This is a genomic window from Hypericibacter adhaerens, assembly GCF_008728835.1.
GTDB lineage: Bacteria > Pseudomonadota > Alphaproteobacteria > Dongiales > Dongiaceae > Hypericibacter > Hypericibacter adhaerens.
The window spans coordinates 5239273-5255822 of the sequence record NZ_CP042582.1 but is presented as its reverse complement, the minus strand read 5'-3'; the positions used below and the strand labels follow the sequence as shown (position 1 = coordinate 5255822).

The 16550-nt window shown below is 67.6% G+C and carries 20 protein-coding genes; 17 read left to right on the top strand and 3 right to left on the bottom strand.

Features of this window, described 5'->3' with window-relative positions:
- Positions 1–20 precede the first annotated feature (20 nt).
- Positions 21–332 carry a hypothetical protein gene (locus tag FRZ61_RS23555; protein ID WP_151120049.1) on the top strand — a complete coding sequence of 104 codons (312 nt, stop codon included), beginning with the start codon at positions 21–23 and terminating at the stop codon, positions 330–332.
- A 67-nt stretch (positions 333–399) separates the two neighbouring features.
- On the top strand, positions 400–588 hold the full coding sequence (locus FRZ61_RS23550) for a hypothetical protein (RefSeq protein WP_151120048.1): 189 nt from the start codon (positions 400–402) through the stop codon (positions 586–588).
- An 83-nt stretch (positions 589–671) separates the two neighbouring features.
- Here FRZ61_RS23550 and FRZ61_RS23545 read toward each other — a convergent pair whose 3' ends face one another.
- On the bottom strand, positions 672–1007 hold the full coding sequence (locus FRZ61_RS23545; RefSeq protein WP_151120047.1) for a DUF962 domain-containing protein: 336 nt from the start codon (positions 1005–1007) through the stop codon (positions 672–674).
- A 103-nt stretch (positions 1008–1110) separates the two neighbouring features.
- Here FRZ61_RS23545 and FRZ61_RS23540 point away from each other — a divergent pair, with 103 nt between their 5' ends.
- A complete protein-coding gene (locus FRZ61_RS23540; protein WP_151120046.1) occupies positions 1111–2124 on the top strand; it encodes an aspartate-semialdehyde dehydrogenase in 1014 nt (337 codons plus the stop codon).
- A gap of 139 nt (positions 2125–2263) precedes the next feature.
- On the opposite strand, the gene pdxY is transcribed toward FRZ61_RS23540, so the two are convergent.
- Entirely contained in the window at positions 2264–3112 is an 849-nt protein-coding gene (pdxY, locus tag FRZ61_RS23535) for a pyridoxal kinase (RefSeq protein WP_191909185.1), read from the bottom strand.
- Between the two features lie 260 nt (positions 3113–3372).
- Here pdxY and FRZ61_RS23530 point away from each other — a divergent pair, with 260 nt between their 5' ends.
- The 8 genes from FRZ61_RS23530 to FRZ61_RS23495 all read left to right on the top strand — a co-directional run bounded on the left by FRZ61_RS23530 (position 3373) and on the right by FRZ61_RS23495 (position 10658).
- Complete coding sequence (locus FRZ61_RS23530; protein WP_151120043.1) at positions 3373–4263, top strand: HpcH/HpaI aldolase/citrate lyase family protein; 891 nt, start codon at positions 3373–3375, stop codon at positions 4261–4263.
- 133 nt (positions 4264–4396) lie between these two features.
- A complete protein-coding gene (locus tag FRZ61_RS23525) occupies positions 4397–5461 on the top strand; it encodes a MaoC family dehydratase (protein ID WP_151120041.1) in 1065 nt (354 codons plus the stop codon).
- A gap of 32 nt (positions 5462–5493) precedes the next feature.
- Complete coding sequence (locus FRZ61_RS23520; protein ID WP_151120039.1) at positions 5494–5820, top strand: hypothetical protein; 327 nt, start codon at positions 5494–5496, stop codon at positions 5818–5820.
- A gap of 12 nt (positions 5821–5832) precedes the next feature.
- Positions 5833–6159, top strand: a complete 327-nt coding sequence (locus FRZ61_RS23515; protein ID WP_151120037.1) for a hypothetical protein — start codon at positions 5833–5835, stop codon at positions 6157–6159.
- Between the two features lie 1088 nt (positions 6160–7247).
- A complete protein-coding gene (sdhC, locus tag FRZ61_RS23510) occupies positions 7248–7643 on the top strand; it encodes a succinate dehydrogenase, cytochrome b556 subunit (RefSeq protein ID WP_151120035.1) in 396 nt (131 codons plus the stop codon).
- Positions 7643–8038 (top strand): succinate dehydrogenase, hydrophobic membrane anchor protein, encoded by a 396-nt coding sequence (gene sdhD, locus FRZ61_RS23505; RefSeq protein WP_151120033.1) that lies wholly within the window; start codon positions 7643–7645, stop codon positions 8036–8038. The genes sdhC and sdhD overlap by 1 nt, the downstream gene beginning before the upstream one ends.
- Before the next feature lie 5 nt (positions 8039–8043).
- A complete protein-coding gene (gene sdhA / locus FRZ61_RS23500) occupies positions 8044–9873 on the top strand; it encodes a succinate dehydrogenase flavoprotein subunit (protein ID WP_151120031.1) in 1830 nt (609 codons plus the stop codon).
- 44 nt (positions 9874–9917) lie between these two features.
- A complete protein-coding gene (locus FRZ61_RS23495; protein WP_151120029.1) occupies positions 9918–10658 on the top strand; it encodes a phosphocholine cytidylyltransferase family protein in 741 nt (246 codons plus the stop codon).
- Positions 10659–10685: 27 nt separating this feature from the next.
- Here the strand turns inward: FRZ61_RS23495 and FRZ61_RS23490 are convergent, their stop codons facing one another.
- Positions 10686–11450 carry a phytanoyl-CoA dioxygenase family protein gene (locus FRZ61_RS23490; protein ID WP_191909184.1) on the bottom strand — a complete coding sequence of 255 codons (765 nt, stop codon included), beginning with the start codon at positions 11448–11450 and terminating at the stop codon, positions 10686–10688.
- Between the two features lie 109 nt (positions 11451–11559).
- Here FRZ61_RS23490 and FRZ61_RS23485 point away from each other — a divergent pair, with 109 nt between their 5' ends.
- The 6 genes from FRZ61_RS23485 (at position 11560) to FRZ61_RS23460 (ending at position 16534) form a co-directional block, all read left to right on the top strand.
- Positions 11560–12165: a CDP-alcohol phosphatidyltransferase family protein gene (locus FRZ61_RS23485; RefSeq protein WP_191909183.1), complete on the top strand. Its 606-nt coding sequence runs from the start codon at positions 11560–11562 to the stop codon at positions 12163–12165.
- 46 nt (positions 12166–12211) lie between these two features.
- Positions 12212–13240: a flippase-like domain-containing protein gene (locus FRZ61_RS23480; RefSeq protein ID WP_191909182.1), complete on the top strand. Its 1029-nt coding sequence runs from the start codon at positions 12212–12214 to the stop codon at positions 13238–13240.
- 129 nt (positions 13241–13369) lie between these two features.
- Complete coding sequence (locus FRZ61_RS23475; RefSeq protein ID WP_151120025.1) at positions 13370–14146, top strand: succinate dehydrogenase iron-sulfur subunit; 777 nt, start codon at positions 13370–13372, stop codon at positions 14144–14146.
- A 69-nt stretch (positions 14147–14215) separates the two neighbouring features.
- Positions 14216–14893: a hypothetical protein gene (locus FRZ61_RS23470; RefSeq protein ID WP_151120024.1), complete on the top strand. Its 678-nt coding sequence runs from the start codon at positions 14216–14218 to the stop codon at positions 14891–14893.
- A gap of 44 nt (positions 14894–14937) precedes the next feature.
- Positions 14938–15600, top strand: a complete 663-nt coding sequence (locus FRZ61_RS23465; protein WP_151120023.1) for a hypothetical protein — start codon at positions 14938–14940, stop codon at positions 15598–15600.
- Positions 15601–15655: 55 nt separating this feature from the next.
- Positions 15656–16534 (top strand): arginase family protein, encoded by an 879-nt coding sequence (locus FRZ61_RS23460; RefSeq protein WP_151120022.1) that lies wholly within the window; start codon positions 15656–15658, stop codon positions 16532–16534.
- Positions 16535–16550 lie beyond the last annotated feature (16 nt).

Below are 16550 nucleotides of genomic sequence, written 5' to 3'. Positions count from 1 at the left end.
GCCTGGGTAAGCTGCCGGCCATGACCCTGACGAGGAAAAACGGGCTCTTCATCCTGGCGCTGGCCCTGCTGGCGGCGCTGGGCGGCGGCATCGCGGTCTGGGCCGACAGCGGCTCGGGCGCCGGTACGGCCGTGCCCCCGGCGACGACGGCAGCCGCAGCGGCGGCCGAAGAGGCCGCGCCCTGCGGCTGCGGCGGGCCCAAGGCCTATTACCTCAAGAAATACGGGACAATTAAGCCGCCTGCCTTGCAATTCCAGAATCAAGGGCAGCCGCAGGCGACCGCCCCCGGTGCGACACCCGTTAACCCGACCGTGACCGGTTCCGGCGGATAATTTCTCGACAGAACCCGCGGCCATCGTTTAGCGTGGCCCCTCTGTCAACCCTGTCGAGGAGGCTGCCATGTCCCGTTGGACCATGACCCTTCTGGTCGGATTGTTCGCGCTGGGCCTTGCCGGCGGCGCGGCCAACGCCGATTGCGGCGCATCGCACACCACGAGCGCATCGTCCCAGGCCCCCGTGCCTTCGACGGTTGCCGACACCACCACCAAGACGGACACCACCAAGCCGGAGAGCGGCGTGGGCGGCTGAGCGCATTCACTCCGAACGGAGCTGACGCAAGGGCCGCCCCTCAAAGGGGCGGCCCTTCGAGTTTCTGGGGTCCGCGATGCCCCTCACCGGGCGCCCAGGCCCAGCCGCGACAGCTCGCGATCGAGACGCCCCGTCACCCACAGGCCCCACATGCGGAGATCGCTGAAGAGCGAATAGAACGGATGACCGAAGGTTTCAGGACGATTGCCCTCGACCAGGAAATGCGCCGCCCAGGCGAAGCCGTAGCCCAGGATCGGCACGGCGACGAGCGGGCGCCAATCGAGCGCGATCGCGGCCCAGGCCAGGCTGGCGATGGCGAGGCTGGTGCCGATCACATGCAAAAGCCGCGTCCGGGGCTTGCCATGCGCCTTGAGATAGCGCGGCCAGAACTCGGCATAGCTCATCGCGGCAGATGCCATCGGGGTGCGACCTCGCGCCCTCATCCCACCCACCCGTCGGCGCTTGCGCCGGACGGAGTTCGGTCCTAATTCACCCTCACCCTCAGAGAAGAGCGAGCAGACAATGGGTTACAAGGTAGCGGTCGTCGGTGCCACCGGCAATGTCGGCCGAGAAATGCTACAGACGCTGGCCGACCGCGAGTTTCCGGTCGACGAGGTCGTCGCCTTGGCGTCGGAGCGGTCCGTTGGCAAGGACGTCTCCTTCGGCGAGGACGAGATCCTGAAATGCCAGGACCTCGCCAAGTTCGATTTCAAGGGCTGCGATATCGGCCTGTTCTCGCCGGGCGCCAAGGTCTCGGCCATCCATGCGCCGCGCGCCGCCAAGGCCGGCTGCGTCGTGATCGACAACACCTCGCATTTCCGCATGGATCCCGAGATCCCGCTGGTGGTGCCCGAGGTCAATCCGGACGCGATCGCGGGTTACACCAGGCGCAACATCATCGCCAATCCGAACTGCTCGACCATCCAGATGGTGGTGGCGCTGAAGCCGCTGCACGACCTGGCGCGCATCAAGCGCGTGGTGGTCGCGACCTACCAGTCGGTCTCGGGCGCCGGCAAGGAGGCGATGGACGAGCTCTACAACCAGACGCGCGCCATCTACATGGCGGCGCCCATCGAGAAGCACAAATTCCCGAAGCAGATCGCCTTCAACCTCATTCCGCAGATCGACGTCTTCATGGAGGACGGCTCGACCAAGGAGGAGTGGAAGATGAAGGTCGAGACCAAGAAGATCCTCGATCCCGAGATCGAGGTGGTGGCGACCTGCGTGCGCGCGCCGGTCTTCGTCGGCCATTCGGAAGCGGTCAATCTCGAGTTCGAGAACCCGATCTCGGTCGAAGAGGCCTTTGAGGCGCTCTCGGGTGCCCCCGGCATCATCGTCGAGGATCGCCGCGAGCCCGGCGGCTATATCACGCCGGTCGAATGCGTCGGCGACGATGCGACCTTCGTCAGCCGTCTGCGCGCCGATCCCACCGTGCCGAACGGCCTCTCGCTCTGGGTGGTCTCCGACAATCTCCGCAAGGGCGCGGCGCTCAACGCCGTGCAGATCGCGGAGCATCTGGCGGAGAATTATCTCTGAGGTTCTGACTCATTGTTTCCTCCCCCGCACGGCGGGGGAGGATTAAGGAGGGGGCCGCTCGGTATCTGGTATCGCGCAGCCCCCTCCCTAGCCCTCCCCCGTTCCGGGGGAGGGGACAACAAACAGTAGATCGCGCGCCCTACCCCAACCGCTGCAGCACCGCCTTCTTCGGCGGGTTCGCGAAGGCGTCCTGCGCGGCGACGAGCGCCAGCTCCATCGCGTCGCCGGTCGCCTCGACCACCGCGGCCATGGCGCTGGCGGCGATGCCGAGCGAGGCTTCGAGGTTGCGCTCGTTCTTGAGATAATGGCCGAGGAAGAGGGCGGCGAAGCAGTCGCCGGTGCCATGCGCCTTGAGCGCGTGACGCCGCGCGGTGGCGAGAAACACGCCTTGCGGCCCCACCGCCATGGTCTCGATCGCCTGCGGGTTGCCGTCGACGCGCTCGATGCCGGTGGCGATCACGGTGAGATCGGGCCGTCCTTGCGCGCGGATCGCCGCGCAGGCCTTGATCGCGTCCTCGAGCGTCTCGACCCGGCTGCCGGAGAGATAGTCGAGCTCGAAGATGTTGGGGAAGGTGAGATCGGCTTCGGCCAGGAGCTCGCGCTTGATGAGCGCGGCGGTCTCGGCCGGCACATAGAGCCCGCCCTGGCGCTCGCCCATCACCGGGTCCAGCGCATAGAGCATGTCGGGGCGCTGGCGGCGCAGCTTGCCGAGGGTCTCGACCGCGAGCTGCGGCGCCTTGCCGAGGAAGCCCGTCGCATAGACATCGACGCTGCCATAGACGCCGAGCCGCTCGAGCCCGTCCAGCACCATCGCCACCTCCTCGGTCGCGAGCTGGCGTCCGCCCCAGGCGGGATAGCCCAGATGGTTCGACAGCAGCGTGGTCTCGACCGGCCAGACCTCGTGGCCCAGACGCTGCAGGCAGAAGACGGAGGCGGCATGGCCGACATGGCCGTAGGTGACGCGCGACGAGATCGACAGGATGTTCATGAAGCCCTCGGATGAAGCGCGCACTCTCCCATGCGAAGCCCTCGGCTGGGAAGGCGGCAGGAGCGTCCGGAGGGCCAAAAAAGCCAGCATTTCCGCGGGTGTCACGGTGACAATCGAGCCCCCGGCGGCGCCTCCCGCGGGGAACCGCCGGATGCCGGCCGCTGTTCCCGTCTCGCGGTTTCGCTATAGTCGCGGGCTTCCGGCGGCCGGCCGGACCCGGGCCGGCGGCTATTCATTTTTTTCTGTCAGGGAATGACGGCATGTTCCAATCCACCCGCCCGCGCCGCAGCGCGCTCTATACCCCCGGCTCCAATCTTCGCGCCCTGGAGAAGGGCAAGACCCTGCCGGCCGATGTGCTGATCATGGATCTCGAGGATGCGGTGGCGCCCGAGGCCAAGCGCGACGCCCGCATCCAGGTGGTGAACGCGGTCAAGGCCGGCGGTTATGGCGCGCGCGAGGTGGTGATCCGCGTCAATGGCCTCAACACCCCCTGGGGCTATGGCGATCTGGCCGCGGTGGCCGAGGCCGGTGCCGCCGCGATCCTGATCCCCAAGGTCGAGAGCGTCGAAACCGTGCGCCAGGCCGAGACCGTGCTGGTGGCGAACGGCGCCCCCGAGGACCTCGCCCTCTGGTGCATGATGGAAACGCCGCGCGCAATGCTGAATGTCGAGGAGATCGCGGGTTCCTCGCGGCGCGTGCAATGCTTCGTCATGGGCACCTCGGACCTGACCAAGGACCTGCACGCCGTCCATACGCGCGACCGCCTGCCGCTCGTCACCAGCCTCGGGCTCTGCATGCTGGCGGCGCGCGCCTACGGCCTCGCGATCCTCGACGGCGTCCATCTCGATCTCGATGACGATGCCGGCTTCGAGGCGGCCTGCCGCCAGGGTGCCGAGATGGGATTCGACGGCAAGACCCTGATCCATCCCAAGACCATCGCCGCCGCCAACACGGCCTTCGCACCGGCGCCGGCCGAGGTGGAATGGTCGCGCCGCATCATCGCGGCCCATGCGGACGCGGTGGCCGGCGGGCGCGGCATCGTCGTGCTCGACGGCAAGCTGATCGAGAATCTCCATGTGCTGAATGCGCGGCGCATCGTCGAGCTCGCCGAGGCCATCGCCGCGCGCGAAGGCGGCGACGGCGCGCGGTGATCGCTCATATGTTCGAGCAACGAGCGGCCTCACCCCTCCCCCTGCCCCCTCCCGCAAGGGGAGGGGGCGGGAAGCTGCAAACATCAAACCCCCTCCCCTTGCGGGAGGGGGTAAGGGGGAGGGGCGGATCGCGATGACCGCCTCCGCCAAGACCAGCGCCGGCAATTTCTTCGAGGATTTCCGCTTCGGCCAGGAGATCCGCCATGCGGTTCCGCGCACCGTCACCGCCGGCGACGTGGCGCTCTATACGGCGCTGACCGGCAGCCGCTTCGCGCTTCCCAGCTCCGACGCCTTCGCGAAGGCGCTGGGCCTGCCGCAGGCGCCGCTCGACGACCTGCTGGTGTTCCACATCGTCTTCGGCCGCACCGTTCCCGACATCTCGCTCAACGCCATCGCCAATCTCGGCTACGCGCAAGGGTCGTTCGGCGCGCCGGTCTATCCCGGCGACACGCTGTCGGCCACCTCGACCGTGATCGGGCTCAAGGAGAACTCGAACCGCCAGACCGGCGTGGTCTATGTGCGCTCGATCGGCCGCAACCAGCGCGGCGCCATGGTGGTCGACTATGTGCGCTGGGTGCTGGTGCGCAAGCGCGACCCGCAATCGCCCGCCCCAACGGCGACGGTGCCCGAGCTGGTCGCGGCCCTGCCGGGCACGGCGCTCGACGTGGGCGGCGGGCTCGACCTGCGGCATTTCGATCCGGCGGTCACCGGTTCCCCGCATCGCTGGGAGGATTACGAGCCCGGCGAGCGCATCGACCATGTGGACGGGATGACGATCGAGGAATCCTGCCACATGACCGCGACGCGGCTTTACCAGAACAATGCGCGCGTGCATTTCAACCAGCATGCGGAGAAGGACGGCCGCTTCGGCCGGCGCATCGTCTATGGCGGCCATGTCATCAGCCTGGCGCGCGCGCTCTCGGTCAACGGGCTCGGCAATGCGCTGAAGCTCCTCGCCATCAATGGCGGCCGCCACACCAACCCGAGCTTCGCCGGCGACACGATCTATGCCTGGAGCGAGGTGCTGGCGAAGGCGGAGCTGGACGGCGCGCCGCAAGCCGGCGCGCTGCGGCTGCGGCTGGTCGCGACCAAGAACCAGCCGGCCGCCGGCTTCCCGGACAAGGCCGCCGACGGCAATCCCGATCCCGCGGTCGTGCTCGATTTCGACTATTGGGCCTTGTTGCCCCGGCGCGGCTGACGATCCATCTTCGTGCCATGACTGTTCGTGCCATGACAACGCGACGAAGATTGCTGGCGGGCGCCCTGGCCCTTCTGAGCTTGGCGGGGTGCGATTTCTTCAACAGTCCCGGCAACGTGGCTTACAGCCACGGCGACTATGCGATCGACATGCAGCGCAACCGCGTCCGGCCGGTGAAGCCCGACGACGTAGCCGTCTTCAAGCAGGTCGGGCCGCTGGATTGGAACCGCGTGCGCGATCCCGCGACGGCCCAGCGGATCGTCGACGACTTCAACGCCAACCCGGCCCAGTGGCGGGAGATGCTGCCTTACGAGGAACAGCGGCTCTGGTTCCCGATCGCCGAACCGCCCCTCATGTGAGGATCCGAAGGAATGAGGCCGCGCCGGCAAATTCTCCTGGTCGGTCTTGCGCTGCTGGCGCTCGCAGGCTGCAGCGGCACGACGGCGGGACGCGTCGCCTATCAACGCGACAGCCAGGGCTATGCGATCGAGATGGACCGCGGTCTCACGCGGCCGGTCGCCGCCGGCGATGTCATCATGTTCAAGCGGGTGGCGCCCGTGGAGTGGAATCAGGTCCGCGATGGCGCCGTGATCGAACGGGTGCTGGCCGACTTCAACGCCCACCCGAATGAATGGCGGGAGCTGCCGGCCTATCGTCGCGAGATGCTCTGGCGCCCGCGCCCGGAGGCACCCCTCTAGCTTGTGGTGGCCGCCACATATTGAGGGCGCAGCCAGCCAGAGATCTAAATCTTGTTGAAACGCGCGACTCGCGCATGTTAAAGGGGATTCAAGGCGTCAGGCGCGCGGGATCCCGAAAGATCCCGCGCGCCGCACCCCGGCAAGCGGGGTGCTGACTGACGCCCTCGGAGCCGGCAAGGGCTCCGGCACGAAAAAACGGCGGGGTCTTTCCCGGTCGATCTTCGCGGCAAGCCCGGACCTGGCATCCAGCGACCGCAAGCTTCGACCTTCGCCTCGGTAGCGACCGGTCTCGGGCGAGGCCGGTCCTTCCGAGCACCCAATGGCTCCGTACGTGTCCTCCCTCCGACCAGCCGCCCGGTGGCACCTGCGTCCTGGTCCCGGATGGGCTCCGGACCCGACAGCCCAGGCACGCTCTTCCGACGGCATCCGGACCGACCGCTCGCGCGGGGAGGTGCCGGCGCCGTCTTTCAGGTCCCTCTTCGCCTCGGCCAAAGGCACGGGACGATCGGGACCGACCGGGTCGGCGAGTGCTCGTGTGAGGGCGACCCGCCGCGCCACCCCGGGGCTGTTTCGACCGGCTCCCTGCCTCGAGGGCAGCCTGCCGATCCCGCAACCGCCGGCGCCAGATCGCGGACGGAAAGGCTCGAAGCGCTTTCCCCGTCCCCTGCGGCCGGATCCCGAACTCACGAAGAATGGCGGGCGCCTGGCGGCACCGTCGGCATGGGGCTCACCGCCCGATATGCCCCCGAGGCACGTCAGACGGGGGCGGTCCATGCCTTGCGCCATGATCCAGCGAGCGGTCTCAAGCCGACGCTTTCGCGTGCTGAGGAAAGCTTGAGGCGAATCGCGCCCCCCGGGCAATGTGGTTTCACAGGCCGGACATATTTTTCCTGTGTATAGCTGGCGGAGAATTGCACAATCTGCGCACAGGGTTTCCACTCGGCTATCCACATTTCGCGGTTGCGGAACGGCGTGGGCGGGTGCAATTGACTTGCCTTCCCGCGGGGTCTAAATCCCTCGCCGGGCTACAAGAAAGTCCCTCGAAGGGCCGCGGAAAGGCTCGAGAAAGGCTCAGAATCACGCACGCCATGGCGACACAGAACCGGCCGCTTTCACCCCACCTCCAGGTCTATCGCCCGCAGATCACCTCGGTGCTGTCGATCCTGCACCGCATCACCGGCGTGGCGCTCGCGGTGGGCTCGCTGCTCCTGGTCTATTGGATCATCGCCGCGGCGGTCGGGCCCGAGGCCTTCGCGACCGCGCAGAGCCTGATCGGCTCCGTCATCGGCCGGCTCCTCCTGTTCGGCTGGACCTATGCCCTGTTCTTCCACTTGGTGAACGGCATCCGCCACCTCTTCTGGGATGCCGGCTGGGGCTTCGAGCTGAAGACCGTGTCGCTGACGGGCTGGACGGCGGTGGTGGCGGCCCTGGTGCTCGCGCTCATCGCCTGGGGTCTCGGCTATTGGCAGATGGATCTTCCCTGATGGCGAAATCGCGAACGAATCTTCGCAGCGAGCTCGGCCGCGTCCGCGGCTTGGGCTCGGCCAAGGAAGGAGTGCAGCATTGGTGGTATCAGCGCCTCACGGCGCTCGCCCTCATCCCGCTCCTGATCTGGCTGGTGGCGGGGCTGGTGGCCCATGCCGGCATCGATCGTGCCGGCGCCGTCGAATGGCTCGGCTCGCCGGTCACTTTCGGCCTGATGCTGCTGGTGCTGGGCGCCGGCTTCTGGCACGCGCTTCTGGGGCTCCAGGTCGTGGTGGAAGACTATATCCATCATGAGGCGGCGAAGCTGACGCTGCTGATCCTCGTGCGCTTCCTCTGCATCGTGCTGGCGCTCGCCGCCGCCATCGCGCTCTTCGACATCGCCTTCGGAGGCTGATCATCATGGCTGAACCGGCCGCGCCGACGGCAGCGCCCAAGATCAACGGGCAGGCTTATCCGATCACCGATCATGCCTATGACGTGGTGGTGGTCGGCGCCGGCGGCGCCGGCTTGCGCGCGGCCTTCGGCATGGCCGCGCGGGGCTTGCGCACCGCCTGCATCAGCAAGGTGTTCCCGACCCGCAGCCACACGGTGGCGGCCCAGGGCGGCATGTCGGCCTCGCTCGGCAATATGGGCGAGGACGACTGGCGCTGGCACATGTACGACACCATCAAGGGGTCGGACTGGCTCGGCGACCAGGACGCGATCGAGTACATGGTGCGCGAAGCGATCCCCGCCGTGATCGAGCTCGAGCATTACGGCGTGCCCTTTAGCCGCACGCCCGAGGGCAAGATCTACCAGCGTCCCTTCGGGGGCATGACCACGCATTTCGGCAAGGGCATCGCCCAGCGCACCTGCGCCGCCGCCGACCGCACCGGCCATGCGATCCTGCACACGCTCTATCAGCAGGCCCTCAAGCATTCGGTCGAGTTCTTCATCGAATATATCGCGCTCGACCTGATTATGGACGAGGAAGGCCATTGCCGCGGCATGATGGCCTGGAATCTCGACGACGGCTCGATCCACCGCTTCGCCGCCAAGACCGTCGTGCTCGCGACCGGCGGCTATGGCCGGACCTACTTCTCCTGCACCTCCGCCCATACCTGCACCGGCGACGGCAATGCCATGGTCCTGCGGGCCGGGCTGCCGCTGCAGGACATGGAGTTCATCCAGTTCCATCCGACCGGCATCTATGGCGCCGGCTGCCTCATCACCGAGGGCGTGCGCGGCGAGGGCGGCTATCTGACGAACTCCGAGGGCGAGCGCTTCATGGAGCGCTATGCGCCCTCGGCCAAGGATCTCGCCTCGCGCGACGTGGTCAGCCGCGCCATGACCATGGAGATCCGCGAAGGCCGCGGCGTGGGCGAGCACAAGGACCATATCCATCTCCATATCGAGCATCTCGATCCGAAGATCATCCATGAGCGCTTGCCCGGCATCGCCGAGACGGCGCGGATCTTCGCCGGCGTCGATGTCACGCGCGAGCCGATCCCGGTGCTGCCGACCTGCCACTACAACATGGGCGGCATCCCGACCAACTATCACGGCGAGGCCGTGACGCTCAGGAACGGCAATCCCGACAGCGTGGTGCCCGGGCTGATGGCGATCGGCGAAGCGGCCTGCGTCTCGGTCCATGGCGCCAACCGCCTGGGATCCAACTCGCTGCTCGACCTCGTCGTGTTCGGCCGCGCCGCCGCCAACCGCTGCGCCGCGACGATCGACACCGACGAAGCCGTCCCGTCGCTGCCGGCCAATGCCGGGGACGCGGCGCTGGCGCGGCTCGACCGCTGGCGCCATGCCCAGGGCGGCACGCCCACGGCGGCCTTGCGGCTCGAGATGCAGCGGATCATGCAGTCGAACTGCGCCGTGTTCCGCACCGGCGAGGTGCTGGCCGAGGGCCTGAAGCTGCTCGAGGGCTGCTGGAGCAAGCGTTCGGATGTCGGCGTCTCCGACCGCTCCATGATCTGGAACAGCGACCTGGTCGAGACGCTCGAGCTCGACAATCTGCTGAGCCAGGCGGTGGTCTCGGTCGCCTCGGCGGTCAACCGCACCGAAAGCCGCGGCGCCCATGCGCGCGAGGATCATGCCGAGCGCGACGACAAGAACTGGCTCAAGCACACGGTCGTCTGGTGCGGCGAGGACGGCAGGCCGAAGATCGACTACCGGCCCGTCCACCTGCAGCCGCTCTCGAACGACGTTCAGTCCTTCCCGCCCAAGGCGCGCGTCTATTGAGCCGCGACCGCGCCAGATCCAGCTTCCCGGGGCGCTAGCCGGCCATGCACGCCATCATGCTCGCGGCCGGCCGGGGCATCCGGCTATCCAACGGCGCCGGCCATCCCAAATGCCTGCTCGAGTTCGGCGGCAAGACGCTGCTGCGCCGGCATGTGCGGATCCTCGAATCCCTCGGCATCGAGAAGCTCACGATGGTGGTGGGGTTCAAGGCCGAGGAGATCCAGGCCGAGCTCGACGCGATCGGCCGCAGGCCCTGGATCGAGACGATCCACAACCCGCGCTTCGACGAAGGCGCCGTGCTGTCGCTCTGGACCGCCCGCGCGGTGCTGCGCAGCGGCGCCGACATTCTCTTCATGGACGCCGATGTGCTCTATGACCGCGAGGTGCTGCGCCGGCTGGTGGAATCGCCGCACCGGAACTGCCTGCTGGTCGATCGCGATCTCGAGCCCGGCCCCGAGCCGGTCAAGGCCTGCCTTCGGGACGGCCGGCTGGTCGAGTTCGGCAAGATCGTCGAGGGCCGGTTCGACGCCATGGGCGAATGGCCGGGCTTCCTCAAGCTCGGTCCGCAGATGGCGGAACGGCTGGCGGCCGCAACCGAGCGCTTCATCGCCGCCGGCCGTGCGGGCGAGCCCTACGAGCCCGCGATGCGCGAGGTCTTCTTCGCCGATCCCTCGCAGCCCGTCGCCTGCGAGGACATCACAGGCCAGGCCTGGATCGAGATCGACACGCCGGAGGACCTGACCCGGGCCCACACGGTGGTCGAGCCGGCGCTGCACAACGACTGAGCATCCTGGGGCCGACGCGTCCCGCGATCAGACGCGGAACACGTAGCGCTTCGTCGGATCCCGGTCGATGTCGGGCGGGAAGCTCTTATGCTTGTCCGCGTAGTAGCGCTCCATCAGATCGCCCGCGGAGGCCCGGTTATAGGTGGCGTAGTAGATGCGCCGCATCCGGTCCGTCACGTTGGGCTGCGAGGCGTGCGGCACATAGCTGTCGAAGAAGATGATGTCGCCGGGCTGGGTCGGCAGGTCGATCCAGCGCATGCCGGCGAGATCGCTCTCGGACAAGGGCTCCCAGAGCTTCGCCAGTCCCTTATGCTCGTAGTTCTCGACGATCTGCAGGCAGCCGTTCGCGGCCGTGGCCTCGTCGAAGCAGACCAGGGCCGAGACGAAGAAGTCGGCATAATTGTTCCAGCCGGCTTGCGCGTCCTGGTGCGGCTTGAAGCCGTCGGCGCCGGGGAACTTGAAGTTGATCTTCTCCTTGAAGAGCCGGGCGGGCTCTCCCAGGAGCTGCCCGACCAGAGGCGCCAGCGTCTGCGTCAATTGCCGGAAGCCGTCATGGAAGGGCGAGATGCGCTCGATGCGCGTGATGATGCGCTGGTTCGGATCGAGCAGGCTCGGATCGCGATAGACCCAGTGGCGGCCTGAGACCTCGGGCGCGTCCACCAGCTCGCGCGCCCAGCGATCGAACGCGGCCACCGCGCCCGCATCGAAGGCATGGCGGGAAAGCGTATAACCGCGCGCCCTGAACTGCTCGACCTGTTCGGAGGCGAGCTTGTCTATGGCTAATTTCAGCAAGATTTCCTACAGTTTTGAGTCGCGCCCCCCGGCGGACTGGCCCCCGCAGGCGCCCGTGATAGGCGCCGCCGCCCGATCATGTCAATGGCATTACGGCAGGCTGACGAAGATGAGTCATAACACCTGGATTCACCGGCTGGTGCAGCCGATGGTCGAGCCGCTGGTGGGCACCGCCGTTTCCCCCAATCAGATCACGGCGCTAAGGTTGGCGACCGGTCTCGGCGCGGCGGCGGCTTATGCGGAGGGATCCTCGACTTGGCTCAATATCGGCGGCGCGCTCTTCCTCATCTCCATGCTGCTCGACCGGGCGGACGGCATCCTGGCCCGGCTCTCGGGCAAGATGAGCAAGGTCGGCCACTACTTCGATCTCGTCTCCGATTCGGTCTGCAACGCGGCGATCTTCGTCGGCCTCGGTATCGGCCTGCGCTCAGCGCCGCTGGGCGGCTGGATGGTGGCGCTCGGCATCATCGTGGGCCTGTCGATCGTCTTCATCCTCAGCGTGGTGATGTGGGCCGAGGGCCAGAAGGGCCAGCGCGCGGCCGAGCTGCGCAGCGTGGCCGGATTCGACGCCGAGGATTCCATGGTCCTGATCCCCGTCTTCGTCTGGCTCGGCTGGAGCCTGCCGCTGCTCTATGTGTCGGCCATCGTGACGCCGCTCTTCGCGCTCTATTTCGCCTGGCTGCATCGCCGCTTTTTCCTGCGCTCGGCGGCGTGACGGGTTCGCGCGCGTCCCGGTCTCCCCGTCTCTCCTGACGATGGCGGTGCGAATCTCCTCCCGGCTCTGGGTCAAGCTCGCCGCCGTGCTGCTGGGCCTGGGTCTGCTGGCCCTCATCCTGGCGAACGTCGATCTCGCGCAGCTGCTGGATCTCCTGGGGCGCATCGGCTGGGGCTTCCTGCTGGTGCTGGCGGCCGCGGCCCTGATCTTCAGCGCCGACGTGGCGAGCTGGCTGGCCGTGCTGCCGGCGCTGCGTTTCACGATCAGGGAATGGCTCTGGCTCTGGAAGCTGCGGCTGGTCGGCGAGATGCTCAACGTGGTGACGCCCTTGGGCGGGCTCGGCGGCGAGCCGGCCAAGGGCCTCATCCTGGTCAAGCATCGGGGCCTGGACGCGCGCGAGACGATCGCGTCGCTCCTGGTGGCGCGCACCTCGCTGCTGCTGTCCTTCCTGCCCTTCCTCGGCATCGCCTGCATTCTGATGCAGCGGCAGCCGGCTCTCGACGCCCACATGGTCGCCGCCATCGGGGTCGGTGCGCTGCTGTTCGCCGCCGGGATCCTGGGCTTCTTCCTGGTGCAGCGCCTGCGGATCGCCTCGCGGCTCGCTTCCTTCCTCCACCGTTACCGCTATGCGCGCGGGCTCGAGCGCGTCTTGAGCGAAACCCGCGCGGTCGAGGACGAGATCCAGCGTCTCTATGTCTTCGCGCCGCTGCGGTTCGGCGGCGCCCTTCTGCTGGCCTTCCTCGGCTGGCTCCTGGGCGCGCTCGAGCTCTGGGTCATCTCGGCGTTGCTGGGCTATCCGCTGGCCCCCGCCGAAGCCCTCGTCATCGAGGCCACCGTGCAGCTGGTGCGCCAGGCGACGGGCCTCATCCCGGGCAGCTTGGGGGCGACCGAGGGGGCGCTGCTGCTGCTCTATGGCGCCTTCGTGGGCGAGCCTTCGGTCGGCGTGGCGGTGGCGCTGGTGCGCCGGGGCCGCGAGCTGGTCTGGATCGCCGCCGGGCTCGCCATCGGCTATGGCTATCTGGAAATGCGCAAGGCGCGCCCGGTCGGGCTGGTAAAGGCGAGCGAAAACAGCTAGTTAATGCTTTAGCATCGATTCACGCCGAAAACCGCGTAGCCTTGGCGCGAGGCTTGCCGCAAGAAAGAGCGGTCCCTGGTCGCGAGGGGCCGCTCTTCGCCTGAGATTCGAGAGAGGATTTGCACGACGATGGCCGAATTCGCCCTGCCCGCCAATTCCAAGATCCGACCCGGCAAGACCCACAAGGCACCGGCAGGCGCCAAGCGCATCCGCCAGTTCAAGATCTATCGCTGGAACCCGGATTCGGGCGAGACGCCGCAGCTCGACACCTACGAGGTCGATCTCGACAAATGCGGGCCGATGGTCCTGGACGCGCTCATCAAGATCAAGAACGAGATGGACGCGACCCTGACCTTCCGCCGCTCCTGCCGCGAGGGCGTGTGCGGAAGCTGCGCCATGAACATCGACGGCACCAACACGCTCGCCTGCACCAAATATATCGACGAGGTGAAGGGCGAGGTGAAGATCTACCCGCTGCCGCACATGCAGGTCGTGAAGGATCTCGTCCCGGACCTAAACCGCGCCTATGCGCAATATGCCTCGATCGAGCCCTGGCTCAAGACCAAGTCGCCGGCGCCGGGCCGCGAGCATCCGCAGAGCCCCGAGGAGCGCGCCAAGCTCGACGGGCTCTGGGAATGCATCCTCTGCTTCTGCTGCGCCACCTCCTGCCCCAGCTACTGGTGGAACGGCGACCGCTATCTGGGCCCGGCGATCCTGCTGCAGGCCTATCGCTGGATCGCCGACAGCCGCGACGAATGCACCGGCGAGCGGCTCGACAATCTCGAGGACCCGTTCCGGCTCTATCGCTGCCACACCATCATGAACTGCACCAAGACCTGCCCGAAGGGTCTCAATCCGGCCAAGGCCATCGCCGAGATCAAGAAGCTGATGGTGGCGCGCCGGTAGCCTGCCGCCGCCCGGCCTTTCCGGGCGGGGAAGCCGGAACTCTCCGCCTTCGCCCGTGCTGGGGAGCCCATGCGCATCGCGGTCTCGGCTTTCCTTCTCCTGCTGGTCCTCGCTCGCCCCGTTGCCGCGCAGGATTACCCGGTCGCCGGCGTCACCCTGTCGCTGTCGCCGCCCGAGGGCTATTGCGCCCTCCGTCACGACGATCCCGACGAGGCGGTCCTGCTCAAGCGCGTCGAAGACGAGGTCGCGCAGCAGGGGTCGAACATCGTGGCGCTCCAGTTCGCGCGTTGCGACGAGCTCGCCGACCTGCATGCGCGGCGCACCGACCGCCTGGTCCATTATGGGCAGGTCATGCTCCCTCTCTCCTACAAGGATGCTCCGCATCCGCTGCCCCTGACGAAAGAGGAGTATTTCAGGATCGTCGCCCCGCAGATGCCCGAGCCGGATCGAAAGGCGGCGGCCTGGCGCATGGCCGAGGGCGAGCCGCCCGCGGCCGGGGCCGAGATTCCGCAGACGGAGCTTCTGGGCATCCTCGAGCGAAATGACGATGCCCTCTATGTCGGCGTCCTCGCCAGCCTGGAGCTCGACGGGAAAACGGTCCCGCAGGCGGGAATGGTCGCCAGCACGATGCTGCGCTCGATCCCGGTCAACCTCTATCTGTTCGCGCCGACCGGCGAGGGCGCTCTCGACCAGCTCGTCGCGTCGCAGAAGAGCTTCGCGGCGGAGCTGGTGCGCCGCAATCCGTGACCCCATATCCCGTGAGACCCGTTCGACAGCAAAGGAGACGGTCGATGCGCTTCTGCTGGATCCTGGCGTTCGGTGCCGCTCTGTTCACCGCGTCCCTCGCCGAGGCCGAGCAGGTCCAGGTCGGCGGCCGGTTCCTGTCGATCGAGCCGCCGCAAGGCTATTGCGCGCTCGATCGCACCAAGCCGCAGGATGCCCGGGTCATGCAGGCCGTCGAGAATGCCCAGGCCGACCGGAACCGGGTGCTGATGCATTTCGTGCCCTGCAACGAGATCGAGGCCTGGCGGGCCGGGCGCCTTACCAGCTACAGCGTCTATGGCAACCTGGCGGTGCAGCTGGAGAACGGCCAGCCCCGGGTCGCCGGCATGTCGCGCGGCGATTTCATCAACGCCATGCAAAGCCAGATGCCGAAGCTCGATACCAAAGAGGTCGAGAGCGAGATCAACGCGCGGCTGCAGGGCATGAAGCTCTCCGATACCCAGCTCCTGGGCGTGGTCGACAAGGACCGCAACGGGCTCTATATCGCGCTGGCCATGACGGCCTCGGCCGGCGGCCAGGACATGGCGAAGGCCGGCGTCACCAGCTTCACCCTGCTGGGGCCCTTCGTCGTCAACACCAACATGGCGACGGCGGCGGCACCGGGCGCCTATGATAAGCTTCTGGCGATCCAGAAGCCCTATCTGGCGAAATTGGTCTCGCAGAATCCCTGAAGCGCTTCATCCGCCATGCGACCGCCCTGTCCTCGAAGGGGAGGAGAAGGAAGTGATGCCCCGCTACGCCATCATAGAAGCGCCATCGCCCCTGGGTCTCTGGCCCAGCGGCGTCGAGCGCACGCCTGAGGTGCTGCAGAGGCTCGGTCTCGGGCGGGCGCTCGACGCCCGCCATGCCGGCCGGATCGAGCCGCCGGGCTACGATCCGGTGCGCGACGAGGCCACCCGGATGCTGAACCCTCAGGGGATTGCCGACTACTCGGTCAGCCTTGCCGACATCGTGGGGGAAGCGGTCGATCAGGGCGAGTTCCCGATCGTGCTCGGCGGCGATTGCAGCATCCTGCTGGGCTGCATGCTGGCCCTGCGCCGGCGCGACCGCTATGGCCTGCTGTTCCTCGACGGCCATGCCGACTTCTACCAGCCGGAGGCGTCGCTGACTGGCGAAGCCGCGGACATGGACCTGGCGCTGGTCTCGGGCCGGGGCCCCGGGATCGTGACCGACATCGATGGCGGCCGCCCCTATGTCCGGGACGAGGACATCGTGCTGTTCGGCCATCGCGATGCGGAGATCGCCCGCCAGTATGGCAGCCAGGACGTCAACGCGACCGACATCACGGTGCTCGACCTGCCGGCCGTGCGAAAGGCGGGGGTCGCCGCCTCGGCCTCGGCCGCCGTGCGCCGGCTCGCCGACGGCGAAGGCCGCGGCTTCTGGATCCATCTCGATGTCGATGTGCTCGACGATGCGGTCATGCCGGCGGTCGATTACCGGATGGAGGGCGGCCTCGATCTCGAGGAGCTGGTCACCGTGCTCCGGAGCGCGGTCGGCAGCGGCCATGCCGTCGGGCTCGATCTCACCATCTTCAATCCCAATCTCGATCCCAACCGGACGATTGCGCGCAACCTGGTGGGCGCGCTGGTCCGCGCGCTGCGCTGAGGCTCGACGCCGCTCG

Coding starts and splice junctions, on each gene's coding strand:
- FRZ61_RS23555 (WP_151120049.1), top strand. CDS start 21: ATGACCCTGACGAGGAAAAACGGGCTCTTCATCCTGGCGCTGGCCCTG.
- FRZ61_RS23550 (WP_151120048.1), top strand. CDS start 400: ATGTCCCGTTGGACCATGACCCTTCTGGTCGGATTGTTCGCGCTGGGC.
- FRZ61_RS23545 (WP_151120047.1), bottom strand. CDS start 1,007: ATGGCATCTGCCGCGATGAGCTATGCCGAGTTCTGGCCGCGCTATCTC.
- FRZ61_RS23540 (WP_151120046.1), top strand. CDS start 1,111: ATGGGTTACAAGGTAGCGGTCGTCGGTGCCACCGGCAATGTCGGCCGA.
- pdxY (WP_191909185.1), bottom strand. CDS start 3,112: ATGAACATCCTGTCGATCTCGTCGCGCGTCACCTACGGCCATGTCGGC.
- FRZ61_RS23530 (WP_151120043.1), top strand. CDS start 3,373: ATGTTCCAATCCACCCGCCCGCGCCGCAGCGCGCTCTATACCCCCGGC.
- FRZ61_RS23525 (WP_151120041.1), top strand. CDS start 4,397: ATGACCGCCTCCGCCAAGACCAGCGCCGGCAATTTCTTCGAGGATTTC.
- FRZ61_RS23520 (WP_151120039.1), top strand. CDS start 5,494: ATGACAACGCGACGAAGATTGCTGGCGGGCGCCCTGGCCCTTCTGAGC.
- FRZ61_RS23515 (WP_151120037.1), top strand. CDS start 5,833: ATGAGGCCGCGCCGGCAAATTCTCCTGGTCGGTCTTGCGCTGCTGGCG.
- sdhC (WP_151120035.1), top strand. CDS start 7,248: ATGGCGACACAGAACCGGCCGCTTTCACCCCACCTCCAGGTCTATCGC.
- sdhD (WP_151120033.1), top strand. CDS start 7,643: ATGGCGAAATCGCGAACGAATCTTCGCAGCGAGCTCGGCCGCGTCCGC.
- sdhA (WP_151120031.1), top strand. CDS start 8,044: ATGGCTGAACCGGCCGCGCCGACGGCAGCGCCCAAGATCAACGGGCAG.
- FRZ61_RS23495 (WP_151120029.1), top strand. CDS start 9,918: ATGCACGCCATCATGCTCGCGGCCGGCCGGGGCATCCGGCTATCCAAC.
- FRZ61_RS23485 (WP_191909183.1), top strand. CDS start 11,560: ATGAGTCATAACACCTGGATTCACCGGCTGGTGCAGCCGATGGTCGAG.
- FRZ61_RS23475 (WP_151120025.1), top strand. CDS start 13,370: ATGGCCGAATTCGCCCTGCCCGCCAATTCCAAGATCCGACCCGGCAAG.
- FRZ61_RS23470 (WP_151120024.1), top strand. CDS start 14,216: ATGCGCATCGCGGTCTCGGCTTTCCTTCTCCTGCTGGTCCTCGCTCGC.
- FRZ61_RS23465 (WP_151120023.1), top strand. CDS start 14,938: ATGCGCTTCTGCTGGATCCTGGCGTTCGGTGCCGCTCTGTTCACCGCG.
- FRZ61_RS23460 (WP_151120022.1), top strand. CDS start 15,656: ATGCCCCGCTACGCCATCATAGAAGCGCCATCGCCCCTGGGTCTCTGG.